We start from the raw sequence: 16,653 nt of genomic DNA on the forward strand, positions 1-16,653 counted from the left end.
AATGTAATAAATCATTTCCTTTCCGCTGCATTTTCCGTTGCCCCATCGTCCGCTTTGCTGGAGGCTGTCCCGCGGGCCTGCTAAACTTGCCGGTCCGCCCACTGACCGGGCCAGGACCCAGGCTTGTGCCTGGTCAACCGCCACGACAAATTGACAGAAGAATTCGACCCCGCTCCCCTTGCGGACGAGCATGAATCCGGCTCCTTCGAGAGCTACTTCCGCGATCCTTCGCAAGCCGCCGAAGCGCCCCTGGCCTGGGGCCTGGGCCAGCGGCTGGACGTGCTGGACGCGCTGCGCGGCCTGGTCTCCGGCGGCCAGGCGGCGGCGCGCCTGCGCATCTGGATGTTCCTCGAACTGGCGGCGCAGCCGCAGGGCCGCCTGCAGCGCGAGGACCTGAACCAGCTCTTCTATGCCTTGAAGCCCGAGGCCATGGAAGCGGCCTTGAAGCGCCTGCGCGACCTGGACCTCCTGGTCTGGGATGCCACCGGCCAGGATTACCAGCTCTCGCCCATCGCCCAGCAGGTGCAAGCCCTGCTGGCTCCGCTCACGCGCGCCGTCGGCGAGGATGACGAGATGGCCGCGCTGCTCTCTCAGGTCGCCGGTGCGCAGGCACTGGGCCTGTCCGACGCCAGCCAGATCCGTCACCTGCATGCCCAGCTGGCGCGCCTGCACGACCAGTTCGCCGATGCCATCGCCAGCGGTTCGGAAGCCCTGCTGCGCCAGGCTCAGCCGCGTTTCGAGCGGGCCTTGAAACTGGTCAACCGCGCCGGTGAAGCGCTGACTGCGCTCATCCGCAGCGAGCACGCCGACGCCCGTCTGGAGCGCGAAGCGCGTGCCCTCGGCAATGGCCAGGCACGCCTCTTGACCATGGCCAGCCAGTTCACCCGCGCCCTGCAACAGGCTGACCGCCAGCGCGTCACCCTGGGCAGCACCGGCGTGACCAGTTCGGATGTGCGGCGCTGGCTGCAGGCGCATGCGGACTTGTCCTCGCTGATGGGGGAAGCGCTCTCCATGGGCGTAAAACCGGTCTTCGTCAGTGGCCATGAATTGCTGGACGTGGCCGAAGGCGAGTTCGAGCGCGACCGCCCCGATGCCCAACGCTCGCAAGGTTTGCCGCCTCCGGCCCAGGCCGTGGAAGGCAAGATCGAGGCCCTGCGCATGCCCGCCGAGCTGGGCGAGCTGATTGAACAACTCACGCGCCTGGGCGTCCTGCCGGAAGGCGAGGAGGCCGCCGAGCTGCAACCGCAGCCGCTGAGCACGGTGGTGCTGGGCGGCAGTTTCGGCAAGGCGGCCTATCGCCTGCAACTGCTGCCGCTCCTGGGCGACGCCCAGGCGCGCACCCTGCAAGGGCAGACCGGCGACCTGGCACGCCTGCCGTGGCAAGCCGGTTTCCTGCCGCGTGTCGATAAAGTCGATGACCCCGATGTCGCCGCCATGAGCGCCGGGGCCGTCCATCCAGATCCATCCCGGGAAAGACCGAATGAGTGAGACCCTAGACGAGGCCGGCCTGTTGGCCGCCGAACTGCTGGCACGCCGCTGGCTGCCCCGCAAGCACCCGCGCGTGCGCCGCGCCCTGGTCGATGCCGACCTGTGGCAAGCCCTGCAGGACCGCCTGGCCCAGGTCGGCCTGCGCCTGGTGGACAACATCCACGCCGACCACATCAGCGTGGTGCTGGTGCGTCCGGCCGAATCCGCCGTCTTCGGCGAAGCCGGCATGAATGCCAACAACAACCTCGACCTGCCGCGTGACGCCATCTCGCTCTTGGTAGTGCTGTGGGCACTGATCGTATTGCCCAAGCGCGAGCGCCAGTCGGCGCGCGCTGCCGGCGACGACGCCCAGCAGCAGGACGAGATGTTCCAGACCGAAAAGCCCATGCCCAGCGCCGCCGAGGTCAGCCCGGTGGTGTCCTATACGGCACTGCTGGCCGACTTCGGCAACCAGCTCGGCAAGAAGACGCGCATGGACACCAACCTGCGTCGCCTGGAAGCCCACGGCTTCATCGTGCGCCGTGGCGTGGACATCGCCGAAGGTCCCTTGCTGGACCTGCTGCTGGACTACGATGCCCTGGCCCCACGCATTCTTGACGGTGCCTTAGGCGACGTGCTGGCCCGCGCCACCGTGCGCGACGAGAGTGGTGCCGCGCAGGCCGAGGCCGACGCCGATGCTGCCGATGAATCATCCGAAGAGGGAGACGCCTGATGTTCCACCTGCAATCGCTGGAACTGTTGCAGTGGGATTATTGCCAGCGCCTGACGCTGCCCCTGGACGGTTCCATCATCACCATCGCCGGGCCCAACGGGTCCGGCAAGACCACGCTGCTCGATGCCATGCGCACCCTGCTGGGCCTGGATTGCTCGGGCGGGCGCAGCTACAAGACCTATGCCCGCCACGCCAATGCCGATACCACCTGGCTGCGCGCGACGGTGGACAACCGCCCGCATGGCCGCCAGAGCTCGACCCGCCCGTTCGCGCGCAACCTGCTCTATGCGGACCAGGTCACGCTGGCCTGCCGCATCGAACGCAACGGCGGCGACTGGCAGCGTCGCTACTGCATGAGCGATGGCGACGTCGCCATCGAAACCCTGGCGCAATTGCCCGAGAAGGATTGGCTGGGCCTGGACCACTGGCGCAAGCGTCTGGAAGGAGCCGGCCTGTCGCGCGCGATTGCCCGCGTGCTGGCGCTGGAGCAGGGCCAGACCGACCGCCTGTGCGAATTCTCTCCCAAGGAATTGCTGCGCCTGGTCTTTGAAGTCTTTGGTGACCAGGAAGTCCTGGACCGCTACGAAGAAGCCCGTCGCCATCAACGCGACCTGGCCGCCGAGGTCACGCTGGCCGAACAGGAACTGGCCTACAGCGAAGCGCAACTGGCACAGCTGGACAGCCGCGTGACCCTGTATCGCCAATACCAGGGCAAGCTGCGCGAGCGCGAGATGTTGTCCACCGAAGTCATTCCGGTATTGCGCTGGCACGAGGAGCGGCAGGGCACGGCCACGCGCCTGCGCGAACTGCATCGCCAGCGCCTGCACCACCATCATCTGCGCCGCCAGCGCAGCAGTGACACCCTGCTGCTGTCCTCGCTGCTGACACAGCAACAGGCTGCGCGCGAGAAGGTCGCCACGCTGGAGCGCGACAAGGCCGATGCCCAGCAGGCCCAGCAAAAGGCGCGCGACGCCGAAAAACCCGTGGAAGAACTGGTCAAGCAGGCCGATGAACTGCTGGCCCTGTCTGCCGTGGAAGGTGATGCCACGCAACTGCTGGCGCGCGTGGATGAACTGGAACAGCAGAAGAACACGCTGCACGACCGCTGGCGCGATCTGGAGCAGCAGCGCAAGGACGCCAGCGGCGCGCTGGAGCGCCTGACCGGACAACGCCAGGCCCCGCGCCCGAACGACGTGCAGCAGTTCACGCGGGCCTTGCGTCAGGCCGGCATTGCGCATCACCTGCTGGCCGACGTGATCGAGATTGCCGATGATCACTGGCGTGCCGCAGCCGAAGGCGTCTTGCGCGCCTCGTGCTGGGTAGTGGTGCTGGACGATCCCAAGGATGAAGCTGCCGCCATGGCCCTGGCCGAGCGCGAGCGCTATCGTCACTACGTCGTAGCCGACGCCGCCACGGCCAGCGCGCAGCCGCCGGCAGAGAGTCTCCTGGCGGTGCTGCGTTTCTCGGCCAAGGCACCGTCCTGGCTGCTGCGCCAGCTGGCGCAGATCCGCCGCGTGGCCGATACCGTGGAAGGTGCGCGCAGCGGCGGCGAATGGATCACGCCGCAAGCCTACTGGCGCGATGGCCGCGGCGGGCGCAGCGTATGGCGCGATCCGGGCGACTACCAGTTCGGCGCGGCGGCACTGGCGGCGCGTCAGACCTCCATCCAGAAACGCCTGGCCACGCTGGACGAGCAATTGACGGACGTGGTCCTGAAGCAGAGCGACATCAAGCGCCAGCTCGACGCCGCCAAGAAAGCCACCGAGGGCCACCTCGCCGCAGAGGCGCTGGCGAAGCGAAGTGAAGAATTCGAACAGGCACGCCGCCAGTTGCCGGCCCTGCGTCAGGCGCGGGTGGCTGCCAGTGAACGTTGGGGTCAGCTGGATGCCCGGCACGCCGAGGCCATCGAACAGCGCACCATCCTCGATGGCAAGCTCGATGCCCTGCAACGCCGCCTGCGCGACAGCGAAGGGGATCTTGCCGGACAGGAGCGCGAATGGCGTGCACGTCACGATGAGCAGCGCGCCCGTGCGCTGGCCTCGCGCGCACAGAAGAGCCGCTTCCCGGCGCACTGGATTGTCGCGGCGACGGTGCAGGCTTTGTACGAGAAATACACCAACGCCAAGCAGGCCGAGTTGCGCATGGCTTCGGTGGAGAATGAACTGGAGAGCGGCCAGTGGGAGAAGGACGGTACGGTTGAGGACAAGCACCTCATCATGCAGGGCACGGTGGGCAACCAGCGCAATGAACTGGATGCGCGCAAGATCAGCAATCACCAGGCCGAGGAAGCCGTGGGCAATGCCCGCGAACGCTACATCGACGTGCTGCGCGCCACCGTGCGTCGCTATCGCAAGAACATCGTCGACCTGGGCGCGCTGGCCGGGGTGGTGGTCAGCGCCGACCTGCCGCATCTGGACAATGACGACACCATCCTGCGCCAGGCCGAACTGAAGGTCAGTTTCAACTTCGACGGCAAGGGCGAGATCGGCCTGAACGACGGTGAAGCCTCGGGTGGCCAGCAGGTCATCAAGTCGCTGATCCTTCTGGTGGGCTTGTTGAAGGACGACGACATGCCGGGTGGTTTCGTCTTCATCGACGAACCCTTTGCCCACCTGGACGTGCGCAACATCCAGCTGGTCGGCAACTTCCTCAAATCGACCCGAGCGCAATACGTGCTCACCACGCCGATCACGCACAACGTCGAAGTCTTCGAGCCGGCCGATATCACGCTGGTCACGTCGAAGAAACCGCGCGAGGCGCGCTGGGCGCCGCCCATTGGCGTGTTGCAGCGGCGCTTGCGGTTGGATGCGTAAGAGGGGGCAGCATGAGTCATTTGGTCGCGAGGCCCATCGGTAAAAGACGTCGAGACGGTACAGAGTTTCAGGTGCGGGAGGCATCAGGAGCGGTTCCCTCGGTGCTGAGACATTTCGAGCCGAATCAAATGGCTGCACTGCGCCTGTGGGTGGACGAAGATGACTCCAAGCCGCACAAGCGAGAGAGCTTGCTGAAGATTGCCATGAAGAAGATCGACGGTTTTAGACTTGAAGACGGCGATCTGTTGGCCGAGCATCTTTTGCACGATGGCTGGGTGATCTGCACTGAGATCAGAAAACCAAAGTGTGACTGGCAATGGGTGAGTCTTGCCTGGCGCGACTTGACCAAACTGCAGTCCTTGTTGGGGGTGAGTGGCACCCTCGGACGCCAGCAACAACGCCAGACGCATCTGTCTCAAGCCAAAGAGCAGCTCATCGCCCGTCTCGACAGTTTTGCGCAAGGCGATACCGATCCTTACCTTAACGATGAGTTGGCCCAGGCCATTGAAGAGCTGGAAAAAGCCAAGACGCTCACGCCCGATGCCTTGAAGCGACGCCTGGATCTGATGTTCCAGGTGGCGCACTGGCGCGATAGTGGTCAGCAGGGGATGCGTCAGGACTTTGCCTTGTCCGTGCGGGATGGGACCAAGGCCATCGAGGCCAATGAATGGAAGTGGCTGGATACGGTCTTCGATCTTGAACGCCTGGGTATCAGCCGCTTTGCCCAGACCGCATGGCTGGCAGGGGAGGTGGAGCTGTGCTGGTCAAATCGCAAGATGGAATTGTCCGCCGTCCATTTTCTGGGCATTCCGCTCAAGGACATGCAGCACCTGGAGCGGCTGGAGGGGGTGCAGCAATGGTGGCTGATCGAGAACCGGACCAGTTTTGAACGCAATGCGCGCAAGCTTCCTCACGGTACGCTTCTGCTCTGGATGCCGGGACGCCCCTCGTTGGGATGGCAGGCGATGATGGTCCATTTGCTGACCAAGGCGCCATGCCCGGCCTGGATCAGCGCTGATGCCGATCCGGCTGGCGTGGATATCGCGTGTGCGGTCGGTCGTCTGTGGGAGCAAGCCGGCCTGACCTGGGAAGCGCATCAGATGAGCAGTGTCGAGTTGACACAGACCAAACAGAAGTGGGACTTGACGCCACGAGATCGCTTGCTGCTGCAAAACTTGCTGGCGCGTGAAGCACTGCCGGCCACACTGCGCACCTTGTGCGAAACCATGCAACGCGAAGACCGCAAGGCCGAGCAGGAAGCCTGGCTTTAAGTTTTTATCGGGGGACTGGAGCCCCCGCTTCACCTTCTCACATTCCTTCCGTCAGGAACTGCACCACCGCCTGCGTGAAGGCACGGGGCTGCTGCTGGTTGGAAATGTGGGCCGCATCGAATTCCACATACAGCGCTCCGGGGATGCTGGCGCGCATGAACTGTGCATCGGCCGGGGGCGTCGGCACGTCGCCACTGCCGGCGATGACCAGCGTGGGCGCACGGATGCCTGCAATCGCTTCCCTCAGATCATTGTCGCGCACCGCGGCACAGGCGCCTGCGTAGCCTTCGGCCGGGGTGGCCAGCAGCATGGCGGTCAGGTCCTGGACCTGCTGCGGATGCTGCTCTGCATACTCGGGCGTCAGCCAGCGCGAGACCACGGCGGCGGCGATGGCAGAGAGGCCATCACGCTGCACCGTCTCGATGCGACTGTTCCAGGCGTCCGCCGTGCCGATCCTGGCGCCCGTGTTGCAGAGGATCAGTTTGTTCACCCGCTCGGGATGATGCACCGCCAGCCACATGAAGGTGCTGCCGCCCATGGAGAGTCCGCAGAAGTGCGCTTGCGCAATCTCCAGCTGGTCCAGCAGGGCGATCACATCGCTGCCCAACTGGGCGATGGTGTAAGGGCCGGGCGTGACCTCGGACTGGCCGTGACCACGCGTGTCGTAGCGCAGCACGCGGAAGTGCTTGCTCAGTTCGGCAATCTGCGGATCCCACATCGCCAGCGAGGTGCCCAGCGAGTTGGACAGCACCAGCACCGGCAGGGCGGCGTCGCCGTCGAGCTGGTAATGCAGTTTGATTCCGTTCAGGGTTGCGAAGGGCATGAGTAAATCCTTGGCCCGCGCCACCGGACGGTGGGTGCGGGCGTGTGTGAATCAAAAAGCGTCAGATGCGCCGGGAATCAGCCAATCTGCGCGATGGCCGAGGGATGCTGGGTCAGCGGTGTGACCGAAATGGTCATGAACGGGTAGAGCGGCAGGGCCGAGAGGATGTTGTGCAGCTCATCATTGCCGGACACATCGAAGATGCTCACGTTGGCATACTGACCGACCACGCGCCACAGGTCGCGCCACTTGCCTTCACGCTGCAGCTTCTGTGACATCTCCTTCTCATCCTTCTTCAACTGGTCGGCCACGGCCTTGTCGAGCGTGGCGGGAATGTTGACCTGCATTTGAACCATGAACAGCATGATGTTTGCTCCGTTGTCGTTATAGGGGATGTTGCGATGTTCGATAGTCGAACATAAATCCTTTATTCGCACAAACCAGTGTAGGCGTCCGTGCTTGGACCTGTCAACTTGGGCAGACGGTTTTCTCCGCGTCAACAGCGATCCGCCTGTCGCTGCGGCGCCGTCTCCATGCGGCTCAGTCGCGTCGTTCGGGAATCGGAAAGCCGGTGGCCGGGAAGGAGCTGGTCTCGATATCGAGCCAGGCCGGGCGCTCGGCATACATGTCGGCCACCAGTTGCTTGATGGCCTCGATGTACCAGGCATTGTCGTTGATGCGGTGGGTCAGGATGATGGGTGAGGTCGCGCGGGGATCGTCGATGAGCCGGTAATGCAGGTCATTGCGCAGCCGTGCCGAGGCCGGGATCAGGCACAGCCCCGATTCGGCCGCCACCAGGCCCAGCGCGGTCTGGATCTCGCGCACTTCATGCACTTCGGCCGGATGGATGTCCTGGTCGTTGAGCAGACTCAGGATGTGGTCGGCGAAACTGGGGCGCGGCTCCTTCGGATAGACGATCAGCTTCTGCCCGTGGACTTCCTTGAGGTTCACGCGCTGCTGGCTGGCCGCCAGCGGGAAGGAGGGCGGGATCGCCAGCACCAGTTTTTCCTCGCGCAGGACGATGCGCGCCACCGTCGCGTCATTGCTGCGGATACGCCCGAAGCCGACGTCGATGCGGCCCGACTTGAGGGCCGCAAACTGCTGCATCGAGGTCAGTTCCAGCAACTGGATGTCCACCTCCGGGTAGTGCTGGCGCAGCTTGCGCACCAGCACCGGCAGTCCGCCATAGAGGGTCGAGGCGACGAAGCCGATGGACAGCGTCTGGCGCTGGTTCAGGCCGATCTGCTGGGTGGCGTTCTTGAGTTGTTCCAGGCGATTGAGGATCTGCAACGCCTGCTCATAGAACACCCGACCGGCTTCGGTCAGGCGCAGCGGACGGCTGTTGCGCAAGATCAGCTGCACCCCCAGTTCTTCCTCCAGCAGCTGGATCTGGCGCGACAGCGGCGGTTGCGCGATGTGCAGCTGTTCCGAGGCGCGCGTGAAGTTGCGCGTATTGGCCACGGCCACGAAGTATTTCAGTTGTCTGATGTCCATGGCGGAAAATCATATCTCACAGAAACTAATGATGTCTAATCCTTTGATTTTTATAGGAGGCATTGGAAACTATATAAAAAAGGTATGAAACTAGACGAATTTAGTGTTGGCAATGGCAGGGCTTCCGGGTGTTCAATGCAGTCCATGGATACCCAAGCACACTTTCATAGCGCAGCCCCGGCCCTGATCGACCGGGTCGAGACCTTCCTGGTCGATCTGCCGACCATCCGTCCGCATCAATTGTCCATGGCGACGATGAACGGCCAGACCCTGATGCTGGTACGTCTGTACTGCTCCGACGGTACCGTCGGCGTGGGGGAGGGCACCACCATCGGTGGCCTGGCCTATGGTGCCGAATCGCCCGAGGGCATGAAGCTGGCCATCGATACCTACTTCGCACCGCTGCTGCTGGGGGCCGACGCCAGCCTGATCCCGGCCATCATGGCGCGCCTGAACAAGGCCATCCAGGATAACCGCTTCGCCAAGTGCGCCATCGAGACTGCGCTCTTCGATGCCCTGGGCCAGCGCACCGGCCTGCCGGTCTCGCAGCTGCTCGGCGGCCGTGCCCGCGAAAGCCTGCCGGTCGCCTGGACCCTGGCCTCGGGCGACACCGCCAAAGATATCGACGAAGCCGAACGCATGCTGGCCGCGCGTCGTCACAGGATTTTCAAGCTCAAGATCGGTCGCCGCGACGTCGATGCCGATGTGGCCCATGTGGCCGCCATCAAGAAGGCGCTCGGTGATCGTGGCGCGGTGCGGGTGGATGTGAACATGGCCTGGAGCGAACTGGAGGCCCAGCGCGGTCTGGCCGGTCTGGTCGATGCCGGCTGCGAACTGGTGGAACAACCGGTGGCTTCGGCCCAGGCGCTGGCGCGCCTGAAGGGCAAGCACGCCATCGCCATCATGGCCGATGAGTCGCTCACCGGTCCGGCCTCGGCCTTTGCGCTGGCGCGCATCGGCGGGGCGGACGTGTTTGCGATCAAGATCGAACAATCCGGTGGCCTGCGTGCGGCCCAGCAGGTGGCCGCCATCGGCGACGCGGCCGGCATCGAGCTGTATGGCGGCACCATGCTGGAAGGGGCCATCGGCACCATCGCCTCGGCGCATGCTTTTGCCACCTTCCGTGAATTGCAGTGGGGGACGGAATTGTTCGGCCCGCTGCTGCTGACCGAGGAAATCCTGGCCGAGCCTTTGCGCTATCAGGATTTCGAACTGGCCATTCCCAACCGCCCTGGCCTGGGCATCGTGCTGGACGAAGAGCGTGTGCAATACTTCCGGCGCGACCGCAGGCAAGGGGCGACAGTGACAGCAGTGAGGCCGGCCACCCTGGCCGGATAAAACAAGAAAAGCACTTTCCCCATCAACAAGATCAATTAGGAGACTCAACATGGCAGCCAAGATTTTCAGCACCCCCGAAGTTCAGGACTTCCTGCGTCTGGCCAGCGGCCTCGATACCGAAGGCGGCAGCCCGCGCACCAAGCAGATCGTGCATCGCATCCTGTCCGATTTGTTCAAGACCATCGAAGACCTGGAGATTACCTCCGACGAATACTGGGCTGGCGTGGCCTACATCAACCGTCTGGGCGCGGCCAGCGAAGCCGGTTTGCTCTCGCCCGGCCTGGGCCTGGATCGTTTCCTGGACATGCGCATGGATGCCGAAGACGCTGCCCTGGGCATCACCGGCGGTACCCCGCGCACCATCGAAGGACCGCTGTACGTGGCCGGCGCGCCGGTGACGCAGGGCTTCGCGCGCCTCGACGACGGCAGCGACCAGAGCGGCCAGACCATCATCATGCACGGCACCGTCTACGGCGCTGACGGCAAGCCCATGGCGGGCGCGCAGGTCGAAGTCTGGCACGCCAACACCAAGGGTTTCTATTCGCACTTCGATCCCACCGGTGAGCAGAAGCCCTTCAACATGCGCCGCACCATCATCACCGATGCCCAGGGCCGCTACAAATTCCGCAGCATCATGCCGGCCGCCTATGGCTGCCCGCCGGCCGGCCCGACCCAGGGCCTGCTGAACCAGCTGGGCCGCCACGGCAACCGTCCGGCGCACATCCACTTCTTCGTCACGGCCGAGGGCCATCGCAAGCTGACCACGCAGATCAACATCGACGGTGATCCGCTGATCTATGACGACTTCGCCTATGCCACCCGCGAGGGCCTGGTGCCGCCGCTGGTCGAGCGCACCGATGCGGCCAGCATCAAGGCCGAAGGACTGGAAGGCCCGTTCGCCGAGATCGTCTTCGACATCAGCCTGACCGCACTGGTCAACGGTGCCGACAACCAGATCGTCGACCGCCCGCGCCTGGCCGCCTGATCCCCTGATCGTTCTGCGCCAGCCGGGCTGGCGCATGACTGTCCACTCCCCGCCGACAGACTTGCCGCGATGCCTTGCAGCGCGGCGGGCGGGGTGCACCTTGGAGAACCTGACATGACCACCCTTGCCGCCGCCGACAAGTACGAAGAGGTCGAACGCCTGCTCGACACCGCCCTGGACGAAGACGCCACCAACGGCATCTTCCGCTGCCGCCGCGACATCTTCACCAATGCCGACCTGTTCGAGCTGGAGATGAAGCACCTGTTCGAATCGAACTGGGTCTATCTGGCCCATGAAAGCCAGGTCCCCGAGATCAACGATTACTACACCACCTGGATCGGCCGCCAGCCGGTGGTCGTCACCCGTGACAAGAACGGCGAACTGCATGCCGTCATCAATGCCTGCGCCCACAAGGGCGCCATGCTGTGCCGTCGCAAGCACGGCAACAAGAGCAGCTTCACTTGTCCCTTCCATGGCTGGACCTTCTCCAACAGCGGCAAGCTGTTGAAGGTCAAGGACGAGAAGACCACCGAGTATCCGGTCTCCTTCAACAAGAACGGTTCGCACGACCTGACCCGGGTGGCGCGCTTCCAGAACTATCGCGGCTTCCTTTTCGGCAGTCTGTCGGAGGACGTGTTGCCGCTGGAAGACTACCTGGGCGAGACCCGCGTCATCATCGACCAGATCGTCGATCAGGCCCCCAACGGCCTGGAAGTCCTGCGCGGCAATTCCAGCTACCTCTATGACGGCAACTGGAAAATGCAGATGGAAAATGGTTGCGATGGTTACCATGTCAGCTCGGTGCACTGGAACTACGCGGCCACCATGAGCCGCCGCAAGGAAGGCGGCACCAAGGCCACCGACGCCAACAACTGGAGCAAGGCGGTGGCCGGGGTATATGGTTTCGAGAACGGTCACATCCTGCTGTGGACCAATACCCTGAACCCGGAAGTGCGCCCGATCTGGAACCAGCGCGAAGAACTGGCCGCCCGCGTGGGACAGGCGCGCGCCGATACCATCGTGGCACAGACGCGCAACCTGTGCCTGTATCCCAACGTGTTCCTGATGGACCAGTTCGGTACGCAGATCCGCGTGGCCCGTCCGATCAGCGTGAACCAGACCGAGATCAGCATCTTCTGCTTCGGCCCCAAGGGCGAGAGCGCCGAAGACCGCCGCGTGCGCATCCGCCAGTACGAGGATTTCTTCAACGTCTCCGGCATGGGCACGGCCGATGACCTGGAAGAATTCCGCGCCTGCCAGGCTGGCTACGCCGGTTCGACCGTGCGCTACAACGACATGAGCCGGGGCGCGCCGCTGTGGAAGCAGGGCCCGGACGAGAATGCGAAGAAGATGGGCATGAATCCCAAACTGAGCGGCGAGCGCAGCGAAGACGAAGGTCTCTTCGTCTGCCAGCACCACTACTGGACCGAGCAGATGCGCAAGGCCGTCAGCAAGGAGCGCGCAGCCGCAGGGCAAGGAGAGCAAGCATGAGCCAGCCGACCCAACTCGATACCGTCTGCGCCTTCCTCTATCGCGAAGCCCGTTACCTCGACGAGCGCCAGTGGGAAGCCTGGCTGGAACTGTACACCACGGACGTCGAATACTGGATGCCGGCCTGGGACGATGACGATCAGCTCACCGAAGATCCGCAGCGCGAGATCTCGCTGATGTATTACGCCAATCGCGATGGTCTGGAAGACCGCGTCTTCCGCATCAAGACCGAGCGTTCCAGCGCCTCCATGCCGGAGCCGCGTACCAGCCACATGATCGCCAACGTGGAGATCCTGGAAGAGCACGACGATGCCGTGGAGGTGCGCTACAACTTCCACACCCTGTCGCACCGCTACAAGATCACCGACCAGTTCTTCGGCACCACCCTGGTGAGCTTGCGCAAGACCGAGGATGGCCTGCGGATCGCGCGCAAGAAGATCGCCCTGAAGAACGACTACATCCGCCAGGTCATCGACGTCTATCACGTCTGACCAGAGCGCAGGAGACACGACATGAGCAGCTATCGCATCGCCCTCAACTTCGAAGACGGGGTGACCCGCATCATTGACTGCGGTCCCAAGGAAAAAGTCCTGGACGCGGCGTTCCGTCAACGCATCAACCTGCCCATGGATTGCTCCGACGGCGTGTGCGGCACCTGCAAGTGCCGCGCCGAGAGCGGACAGTATGACCTGGGCGACGACTACATCGACGACGCCCTCAGCAGCGATGAAGCCGAGCAGGGACTGGTGCTGACCTGCCAGATGATCCCGCAATCCGATTGCGTGGTCGCCGTGCCGGTGGCCTCGACCGCCTGCAAGACCGGCAGCGCGAAATTCGCTGGCAAGGTGGCCGAGGTCAGCGCCTTCGGTGAGGCCGCCTTCGAACTGGTGCTGGAGGTGGCCGCCGATGCCCCGGCTTTCCTGCCGGGGCAATACGTCAACATCACGGTGCCGGGCAGTGGCCAGCATCGTTCGTATTCCTTCAGCTCGCCCTCGGGCGCCAAGCGCATGAGCTTCCTCATCAAGAACGTCCCCGGTGGCCTGATGAGTGGCTGGCTGGCCAGGGCCGGCAGCGGTGACGCGCTGGAGATGACCGGCCCGCTGGGCAGCTTCTACCTGCGCCCGGTCGACAAGCCCGTGCTGATGCTGGCCGGTGGTACCGGGCTGGCGCCGTTCCTGTCGATGCTCGAAGAGATGGTGCAGCGGGGTGGGCAGCACCCGGTACACCTGATCTATGGCGTCACGCGCGACCAGGACCTGGTATTGGTGGATCGTCTTGAAGACCTGACCAAGCGTTTGCCCGGGTTCAGTTTCACCACCTGTGTGGCCGATGCCGCGACCACGCATCCGCGCCAGGGCTACGTGACCCAGCACATGCCTGCCGAGGTTCTGCATGACGGCCAGGTCGATGTCTATCTGTGCGGTCCGCCGCCGATGGTGGAGGCGGTGCAGAAGCACTTCCAGTCGCAGGGCATCGCCCCGGCCAGCTTCCATTACGAGAAGTTCGTCACCAGCCAGCCGGTGGCGGTGGCGGCATGAGCGCAGCGCTCACGCGTGGACGCTTCGCGGGCAAGGTGGCCGTCGTCACCGGCGCGGCCCAGGGCATCCTGCAGGGCGTAGCCATGGGCATCGCCGCCGAAGGCGGCCAGGTCGTGATGGTGGACCGGGCCGACTTCATCCATGACGTTGCGATGCAGGCACCGGACGGACGGGCTACCGGCTGGGTCGCCGACCTCGAAACCTATGCCGGCGCACAGGCCGCGATGGCGCGTGCGATCCAGCTGCATGGTCGCATCGACCTGCTGGTCAATGGCGTGGGTGGCGCCATCCGCATGCGGCCCTTTGCCGAATTCGAGGCCGCCCAGATCGATGCCGAGATCCGCCGCTCGCTCATGCCCACCCTCTACGGCTGCCATGCCGTGCTGCCGCACATGCTGCGGCAGGGGCGGGGCACCATCGTCAATGTCTCTTCCAATGCCACGCGCGGCATACGCCGGGTACCCTATTCGGCGGCCAAGGGCGGTGTGAATGCCATGACCATGGCACTGGCGATGGAATACGGTGAACAGGGCATCCGCGTGGTGGCGACCGCGCCCGGTGGCACGCAAGCACCGCCGCGCCGCGTACCGCGCAATGCGGAAGGCGACAGCGTGCAGGAACAGGCGTGGATGCAGCAGGCCGTGCAGCAGGTCACCGATTCCACCTTCTTCAAGCGCTACGCCACGTTGCAGGAGCAGGTCGCGCCCATCCTCTTCATGGCCTCCGATGAGGCCAGCTATATCACCGGGGCGGTGCTGCCGGTGGCCGGTGGTGACAACGGCTGAGCCGCTTGTCCCTCTACACTGAAACGGAGAAACCATGTCTGAACGCCAGGCCATCATTCCCAAGGGAATGGAAGATGTCTACGAAAAAATCGGTTATGCACCCGGCGTATTGGTCGGCGATGTGCTCTACGTTTCCGGCCAGATCGGACGCGGTCCCGACATGCAGCTGGTCGAGCCGCGCGAGGCGCAGATCGTGCAGGCTTTCGAGAATCTGAAACGGGTGGTGGAAACCGCCGGCGGCACCCTGGACGACATCGTCGACCTCTCCACCTTCCATACCGACATGCGCGACCTGCCCTTGTTCATCAAGGTCCGCAACCAGTACCTGAGAAGCTATCCACTGCCTGCCTGGACGGCGACCGGTGCCCACATGCTGGGTGGTGGTCCCGGCTACCTCATCGAGATCAAGGCGGTGGCGCATTTGCGCAAGAAGAGAACTGCCTGACTCGTACCGGACCACGGCAAGAAAAATGCTGGGCATGACAACACAAAACAACGCCAATCCCGCAAGACAAACGACAACGGAGGAGACCCCATGAAAACCCAGGAAGTGAGCCAGATCATCGATGGCGCGCGTTTCACGCAATTCCACTGGATGGTGATGTGCCTGTGCGCATTGCTGCTGGTGTTCGACGGTTATGACCTGTTCATCTACGGCGCCGTGCTGCCGGTATTGATGAAAGAGTGGACCTTGTCACCCGTGCAGGCCGGTGCATTGGGCAGCTATGCACTGTTCGGCATGATGTTCGGTGCCTTCATCTTCGGCCCCCTGGCCGACCGCATCGGCCGCAAGAAGGGCGTGGCGATCAGCTTCGTGCTCTTCAGCCTTTCCACCTTCGCCAGCGGCTTTGCCAGTTCGCCCAACGAGTTCGGCATCTTCCGCTTCCTGGCCGGGCTGGGTTGCGGCGGTCTGATGCCCAATGCCGTGGCCCTGATGAATGAATACGCCCCCAAGCGCCTGCGCAGCACCCTGGTGGCCATCATGTTCAGCGGCTATTCGCTGGGTGGCGTGTTGTGTGCGGGCCTGGGCATCTGGATGCTGCCCCGCTTCGGCTGGCAATCGATGTTCTTCGCTGCGGCCGTGCCGCTGGTGCTGCTGCCGCTGATCCTGTGGAAGCTGCCGGAATCGGTCGGCTTCCTGCTGCGTGCCGGCAAGCAGGAGCAGGCGCGCGCCATGCTGGCGCAGGTGGCGCCGCACGCCGCGCCTGGTGCCGATGTACAACTGGTGCAAGGCGAGGCCAAGCCCTCTGGCGCACCGATGCTGGAGCTCTTCAAGCAGGACCGCACCGTCGGCACGCTGATGATCTGGATCGCCTTCTTCTGCTGCCTGCTGATGGTCTATGCACTCGGTTCCTGGCTGCCCAAGCTCATGGCCAGCGCCGGTTACAGCCTGGGTTCGTCGCTGTCCTTCCTGCTGGCGCTCAACTTCGGTGGCGTGGTCGGCGCCATCGGCGGCGGCTGGCTGGGTGACCGCTTCACCCTGCCCAAGGTGGTGGTGAGCTTCTTCGCGGTCGGCACCGTCGCCATCGCCCTGCTGGGGTTCAACAGCCCCACGCCGGTGCTGTACCTGCTCATCATCGTGGCGGGCGCGACCACCATCGGTACCCAGATCCTGTTGTATGCCAATACCGCCCAGTTCTATCCGCTGGCGATCCGTTCCACCGGTCTGGGCTGGGCTTCCGGTGTGGGTCGCTCGGGTGCCATCGTCGGCCCCTTGCTGGGGGGCGCACTGATGGCGGCGGCGCTGCCGCTGAGCATGAATTTCCTGGTCTTTGCGATTCCCGGCCTGGTGGCGGCGCTGGCCTTCGGCATCTTCCTGCTGCGCTATCGTCACGGGCAGCGCGCCGTGGCGGCCGAGGCGACATCGACCGTGTCGGCTGCCACGATCTCGCGCAGCGTTTAAGCTAGTCATTCA

15 protein-coding genes are annotated in these 16,653 nt (G+C 64.1%); 12 read left to right on the forward strand and 3 right to left on the reverse strand.

What is annotated here, in order from left to right; genetic code table 11:
• Window positions 1–150: 150 nt before the first annotated feature.
• The 4 genes from GWL_RS03345 to GWL_RS03360 all read left to right on the forward strand — a co-directional run bounded on the left by GWL_RS03345 (window position 151) and on the right by GWL_RS03360 (window position 6,284).
• Window positions 151–1,488, forward strand: coding sequence for a hypothetical protein (locus GWL_RS03345; protein ID WP_008326677.1), 1,338 nt, complete (start codon window positions 151–153; stop codon window positions 1,486–1,488).
• Window positions 1,481–2,200 carry a hypothetical protein gene (locus GWL_RS03350; protein ID WP_034349888.1) on the forward strand — a complete coding sequence of 240 codons (720 nt, stop codon included), beginning with the start codon at window positions 1,481–1,483 and terminating at the stop codon, window positions 2,198–2,200. The genes GWL_RS03345 and GWL_RS03350 overlap by 8 nt, the downstream gene beginning before the upstream one ends.
• Window positions 2,200–5,013, forward strand: coding sequence for an ATP-binding protein (locus GWL_RS03355; protein ID WP_008326681.1), 2,814 nt, complete (start codon window positions 2,200–2,202; stop codon window positions 5,011–5,013). Before GWL_RS03350 ends, GWL_RS03355 begins: the two co-directional genes overlap by 1 nt.
• Window positions 5,014–5,141: 128 nt before the next feature.
• On the forward strand, window positions 5,142–6,284 hold the full coding sequence (locus tag GWL_RS03360) for a DUF2399 domain-containing protein (RefSeq protein WP_008326686.1): 1,143 nt from the start codon (window positions 5,142–5,144) through the stop codon (window positions 6,282–6,284).
• Between the two features lie 37 nt (window positions 6,285–6,321).
• Here GWL_RS03360 and pcaD read toward each other — a convergent pair whose 3' ends face one another.
• From pcaD to GWL_RS03375, 3 genes are all read right to left on the reverse strand, one after another.
• On the reverse strand, window positions 6,322–7,107 hold the full coding sequence (gene pcaD / locus GWL_RS03365; RefSeq protein WP_008326687.1) for a 3-oxoadipate enol-lactonase: 786 nt from the start codon (window positions 7,105–7,107) through the stop codon (window positions 6,322–6,324).
• A 77-nt stretch (window positions 7,108–7,184) separates the two neighbouring features.
• Window positions 7,185–7,472 carry a muconolactone Delta-isomerase gene (catC, locus tag GWL_RS03370; RefSeq protein ID WP_008326688.1) on the reverse strand — a complete coding sequence of 96 codons (288 nt, stop codon included), beginning with the start codon at window positions 7,470–7,472 and terminating at the stop codon, window positions 7,185–7,187.
• Between the two features lie 175 nt (window positions 7,473–7,647).
• On the reverse strand, window positions 7,648–8,601 hold the full coding sequence (locus GWL_RS03375) for a LysR family transcriptional regulator (protein WP_008326689.1): 954 nt from the start codon (window positions 8,599–8,601) through the stop codon (window positions 7,648–7,650).
• 144 nt (window positions 8,602–8,745) lie between these two features.
• On the opposite strand from GWL_RS03375, the gene GWL_RS03380 reads away from it, so the two are divergent.
• From GWL_RS03380 to GWL_RS03415, 8 genes are all read left to right on the forward strand, one after another.
• A complete protein-coding gene (locus tag GWL_RS03380; protein WP_008326690.1) occupies window positions 8,746–9,939 on the forward strand; it encodes a muconate/chloromuconate family cycloisomerase in 1,194 nt (397 codons plus the stop codon).
• Between the two features lie 49 nt (window positions 9,940–9,988).
• Window positions 9,989–10,924 carry a catechol 1,2-dioxygenase gene (catA, locus tag GWL_RS03385; protein ID WP_008326691.1) on the forward strand — a complete coding sequence of 312 codons (936 nt, stop codon included), beginning with the start codon at window positions 9,989–9,991 and terminating at the stop codon, window positions 10,922–10,924.
• A gap of 114 nt (window positions 10,925–11,038) precedes the next feature.
• Entirely contained in the window at window positions 11,039–12,415 is a 1,377-nt protein-coding gene (locus GWL_RS03390) for a Rieske 2Fe-2S domain-containing protein (protein WP_008326692.1), read from the forward strand.
• Window positions 12,412–12,906: a benzoate 1,2-dioxygenase small subunit gene (benB, locus tag GWL_RS03395; RefSeq protein ID WP_008326693.1), complete on the forward strand. Its 495-nt coding sequence runs from the start codon at window positions 12,412–12,414 to the stop codon at window positions 12,904–12,906. The genes GWL_RS03390 and benB overlap by 4 nt, the downstream gene beginning before the upstream one ends.
• Window positions 12,907–12,927: 21 nt before the next feature.
• Entirely contained in the window at window positions 12,928–13,953 is a 1,026-nt protein-coding gene (benC, locus tag GWL_RS03400) for a benzoate 1,2-dioxygenase electron transfer component BenC (protein WP_008326694.1), read from the forward strand.
• Window positions 13,950–14,738, forward strand: a complete 789-nt coding sequence (benD, locus tag GWL_RS03405; protein WP_008326695.1) for a benzoate diol dehydrogenase BenD — start codon at window positions 13,950–13,952, stop codon at window positions 14,736–14,738. The genes benC and benD overlap by 4 nt, the downstream gene beginning before the upstream one ends.
• 34 nt (window positions 14,739–14,772) lie before the next feature.
• Window positions 14,773–15,183, forward strand: a complete 411-nt coding sequence (locus GWL_RS03410) for a RidA family protein (protein WP_008326696.1) — start codon at window positions 14,773–14,775, stop codon at window positions 15,181–15,183.
• 90 nt (window positions 15,184–15,273) lie between these two features.
• Complete coding sequence (locus tag GWL_RS03415) at window positions 15,274–16,641, forward strand: aromatic acid/H+ symport family MFS transporter (RefSeq protein ID WP_008326697.1); 1,368 nt, start codon at window positions 15,274–15,276, stop codon at window positions 16,639–16,641.
• The last annotated feature ends 12 nt before the right edge of the window (window positions 16,642–16,653 follow it).

The organism is Herbaspirillum sp. GW103 (genome assembly GCF_000261365.1).
Classification (GTDB): Bacteria; Pseudomonadota; Gammaproteobacteria; order Burkholderiales; family Burkholderiaceae_D; genus Herbaspirillum.

Excerpts from the sequence above, each read along its gene's own strand:
- GWL_RS03380 (WP_008326690.1), top strand. The coding sequence starts at position 8,746 with ATGGATACCCAAGCACACTTTCATAGCGCAGCCCCGGCCCTGATCGAC.
- catC (WP_008326688.1), bottom strand. The coding sequence starts at position 7,472 with ATGCTGTTCATGGTTCAAATGCAGGTCAACATTCCCGCCACGCTCGAC.
- GWL_RS03390 (WP_008326692.1), top strand. The coding sequence starts at position 11,039 with ATGACCACCCTTGCCGCCGCCGACAAGTACGAAGAGGTCGAACGCCTG.
- GWL_RS03415 (WP_008326697.1), top strand. The coding sequence starts at position 15,274 with ATGAAAACCCAGGAAGTGAGCCAGATCATCGATGGCGCGCGTTTCACG.
- benB (WP_008326693.1), top strand. The coding sequence starts at position 12,412 with ATGAGCCAGCCGACCCAACTCGATACCGTCTGCGCCTTCCTCTATCGC.
- GWL_RS03350 (WP_034349888.1), top strand. The coding sequence starts at position 1,481 with ATGAGTGAGACCCTAGACGAGGCCGGCCTGTTGGCCGCCGAACTGCTG.
- GWL_RS03360 (WP_008326686.1), top strand. The coding sequence starts at position 5,142 with ATGGCTGCACTGCGCCTGTGGGTGGACGAAGATGACTCCAAGCCGCAC.
- GWL_RS03375 (WP_008326689.1), bottom strand. The coding sequence starts at position 8,601 with ATGGACATCAGACAACTGAAATACTTCGTGGCCGTGGCCAATACGCGC.
- benC (WP_008326694.1), top strand. The coding sequence starts at position 12,928 with ATGAGCAGCTATCGCATCGCCCTCAACTTCGAAGACGGGGTGACCCGC.
- catA (WP_008326691.1), top strand. The coding sequence starts at position 9,989 with ATGGCAGCCAAGATTTTCAGCACCCCCGAAGTTCAGGACTTCCTGCGT.
- benD (WP_008326695.1), top strand. The coding sequence starts at position 13,950 with ATGAGCGCAGCGCTCACGCGTGGACGCTTCGCGGGCAAGGTGGCCGTC.
- GWL_RS03410 (WP_008326696.1), top strand. The coding sequence starts at position 14,773 with ATGTCTGAACGCCAGGCCATCATTCCCAAGGGAATGGAAGATGTCTAC.
- pcaD (WP_008326687.1), bottom strand. The coding sequence starts at position 7,107 with ATGCCCTTCGCAACCCTGAACGGAATCAAACTGCATTACCAGCTCGAC.
- GWL_RS03355 (WP_008326681.1), top strand. The coding sequence starts at position 2,200 with ATGTTCCACCTGCAATCGCTGGAACTGTTGCAGTGGGATTATTGCCAG.